Below are 3,219 nucleotides of genomic sequence, written 5' to 3'. Positions count from 1 at the left end.
TGCGCTTTGGTGGCATCCATGAATATCGACTGGGAGAAGCTCCGCCACAAGTAACGGAGCTAACAGGAGACCAGCAGATCATTTTGGAGGTATTGGGTGAGCGCTATCGGCAAATTTATTCCTAAATCAGGTGCGGAATGTCGGAGTTATCCCTACGACACAATTTGCCCCATCCCTTATCTGTGAGCTTGATCATGTTTTGAAATGGGCATAAAGTGCGCCACGTCATCGGAATGACGTCGGCTGTTCGTGGCGGAGTATGCACTTGTGCACCCAGATACGTGCCTCCTGGATGGATCTAGGATCCCTGTTCGCACCAACGTCGTTGGTCGACAGAGCCAGCAGCTTACATAAATTACAAAGTGCGAAGCACGTGAACAACGTGCCATCTCAACGAGGATTATTTTATGATGAAAATGGCTCCTTCCCTGATCGCCATCGCTATGGCCACCATGGGTGCAACTGCAGCTCACGCCGCTGACGACATCTACTTCGGCGCCGGTGTTGGTGCAACTCACTTCAACGGTCTGAACAAGATCGAAGGCGTGAACGTTGGCGAAGAAGATGCGGCTGCTGCCAATGCCTTCGTTGGTTACAACTTCAACGAATACTTCGGTTCCGAGCTGGGCTACCAGTACACCGGCCGTGGCAACACCGACGGCAACCGTTACGAGAGCCAGGGTGCCACCCTGTCCGGTATCGCTCGTCTGCCGCTGGGCAACGATTTCTCCCTGTTCGGTGAAGCTGGCGCCTACTGGGGCCACACCGACGGTCTGGGCACCAGCGATACCAAAGTATCCCCGCTGGCCGGTGCCGGTGTGACCTACAAGGTCAATGACGCGCTGGATCTGCAAGCTCGCTACCGCTACATGTGGGACGTGGCTGACCTGCACGCCGACAACGTACGCTACAAGTCCAACCAGAGCGTTGCGACCTTGGAAGCCGTTTACCACCCGTTCCGTACTTCCTACGTAGCGCCTGCTCCGGCCCCGGTTGTTGAAGAAGCACCGGCCCCGGCTCCGCAAATCGTTGAGAAGAACTTCGCCCTGAACTCCGACGTGCTGTTCGCCTTTGGCAAAGACAGCCTGAAAGCCGAAGGTGTGCAAGCCCTGAACGCTCTGTACCAGCAAATCGTTGAGTTCCAGCCGAAAGACGGCAACGCCGTTGTTGTTGGTTACACCGACCGTATCGGTTCCGACGCTTACAACCAGAAGCTGTCTGAAGCTCGTGCCCGCACCGTTGCCAACTTCCTGGTCAGCAAGGGTATGGCTGCCAGCAAGGTTGCCATCGAAGGTCGCGGCGCAGCCAACCCGGTCACCGGCACCAAGTGTGACGGCGTCAAGGCCAAGGCTCAGCTGATCTCCTGCCTGGCTCCGGACCGTCGCGTAGAAGTTCGCGTATCCGGCGTACAAGAAGTTCAAAAGTAATCTGACTTCGCTCAGGTAACGTAAAAAAGGGGATGCCACGGCATCCCCTTTTGCTGTCTCTCTCCTCCCCCCAGCGACACTCTCTGTCTCACCTTTTCTCCCCTTTACCCCCGTATTGCGGCCCCGCGACACCGGTGTCGGCGCTGCATATCTGTGCAGAAACTTGATCACGCTGATTCAAAAGAATACAGTAGCAACGCTTGTAAGACATTGGATGAACTATTAAAAGTGCTCAGTGCCCGGTTAGTTGTCCATGGAGAAACAGCTTCATGAGAATCCAGGTTTCCATCCATTTTTTATTCAAGCCGTCCGTGATCCGCTCACGGTGTCGCACATGAAGTGTCATCTGCGACCGGTATAACAAAGAGTGCGCAGTACGCCCATAGCACGGCAACTCAACAAGGATAAAACGATGAAAATGAAAATGGCACCAACCCTGATTGCTCTGGCCATTGCAGCCATGGGAACCACCACCGCTCAGGCGGCCGACGACTGGTACACGGGTATGGGTGCAGGTTGGGCCTATGGCCACGACCTGGATACCTTCGGCCAGGATGCTGACAAGGACGCCACCGCGCTCTCCCTGTTCGGCGGTTACAACTTCACCGAGAACTTTGCCGCCGAGCTCGGCTATCTCTATGCCGGCAAGGCTGGCGTCGATGGCGTCGACTTCAAAACCCAGGGTGCCACCCTGTCCGGTATCGCACGCCTGCCCATGAATGACATCTTCTCCGTCTTCGCCGAAGGGGGTGCCTACTTCAACCACGTCAACGGCAACGGCCAGAGCGACAACGGCACCTCGCCGCTGGCGGGTCTGGGTCTGACTGCCAAGCTCTCCGACCTTATCGACCTGCAGGCCCGCTACCGCTACATGTGGGATCTGGGTGACGATCAGAAAACCTGGAAAACCGACATGAGCGTCGCCACCCTGGAACTGGTGATGCACCCGAACCGCACCACCTATGTGGCACCGGCCCCGGCACCGGCTCCCGAGCCGGTTCCCGAGCCCGTCATGGTCGACAAGAACTTCTCCCTGAGCTCGGACGTGCTGTTTGCCTTCGGCAAATCCACCCTGAAGCCGGAAGGGGCTGCTGCGCTCAACACCCTGTATCAGCAGATCGTCGACGTCCAGCCGAAAGATGGCAGCGCCGTGGTGGTGGGTTACACCGACCGCATCGGCTCCGATGCCTACAACCTGAAGCTGTCTGAAGCCCGTGCCCGCACCGTGGCCGACTTCCTGGTTGGCAAGGGTCTGCCGGCTGGCAAGGTTTCCATCGAAGGTCGTGGTGAAGCCAACCCGGTCACCGGCACCCAGTGTGACGGCATCAAGGCCAAGGCTCAGCTGATCACCTGCCTGGCACCGGATCGCCGCGTCGAAGTGCGCGTCACCGGCGTACAGGAAGTGCAGCAATAAGGGGACAACCACCTGTTAAAAAAAGGGGCCATTCCGGCCCCTTTTTTAATGCCCGGACGGCACCGCCAGCGCGGGCAGCCCACCTGCCTGTCTCACCGATTTTCCATACAGATGCGTCACTTAAATGGTTAATGCGCTCACATCGCCTATACATAATGTTGGCTATACATAGCAAAGGGCTGGGAGCCCTATAACACCCAACATCGACGAGGATACGCGATGAACATAAGACTGATACCAATCGGATTAAACATTAGGTCAGTTTTATCCAATCTCGGCTACAAAGTGACATCACCCGCTCCACATCGGCAATAAAGTGCTTCCAGGCCGATGTGCAGGCATCAAGGATGTCGTCGTAATCCTTGAAGCTGCGATTAG

General features: G+C 56.6%; 2 protein-coding genes and 1 pseudogene. 2 read left to right on the top strand and 1 reads right to left on the bottom strand.

The window, feature by feature from the left end; genetic code table 11:
- The first annotated feature begins 407 nt into the window (after positions 1-407).
- On the top strand, positions 408-1,427 hold the full coding sequence (gene ompA, locus MUW49_RS17550) for a porin OmpA (RefSeq protein WP_043152397.1): 1,020 nt from the start codon (positions 408-410) through the stop codon (positions 1,425-1,427).
- Between the two features lie 412 nt (positions 1,428-1,839).
- Positions 1,840-2,841 carry a porin OmpA gene (gene ompA / locus MUW49_RS17545; protein WP_052815703.1) on the top strand — a complete coding sequence of 334 codons (1,002 nt, stop codon included), beginning with the start codon at positions 1,840-1,842 and terminating at the stop codon, positions 2,839-2,841.
- Between the two features lie 253 nt (positions 2,842-3,094).
- Here the strand turns inward: ompA (MUW49_RS17545) and MUW49_RS17540 are convergent.
- Positions 3,095-3,219, bottom strand: a pseudogene (locus tag MUW49_RS17540) (IS630 family transposase); the annotation flags it as partial.

The organism is Aeromonas sp. LsrichE-8G (assembly GCF_022869435.1).
In the GTDB taxonomy this organism is placed as follows: domain Bacteria; phylum Pseudomonadota; class Gammaproteobacteria; order Enterobacterales; family Aeromonadaceae; genus Aeromonas; species Aeromonas caviae.
This window is presented reverse-complemented; position numbering and strand designations above follow the sequence as displayed.

Coding starts and splice junctions, on each gene's coding strand:
- ompA (WP_043152397.1), top strand. CDS start 408: ATGATGAAAATGGCTCCTTCCCTGATCGCCATCGCTATGGCCACCATG.
- ompA (WP_052815703.1), top strand. CDS start 1,840: ATGAAAATGAAAATGGCACCAACCCTGATTGCTCTGGCCATTGCAGCC.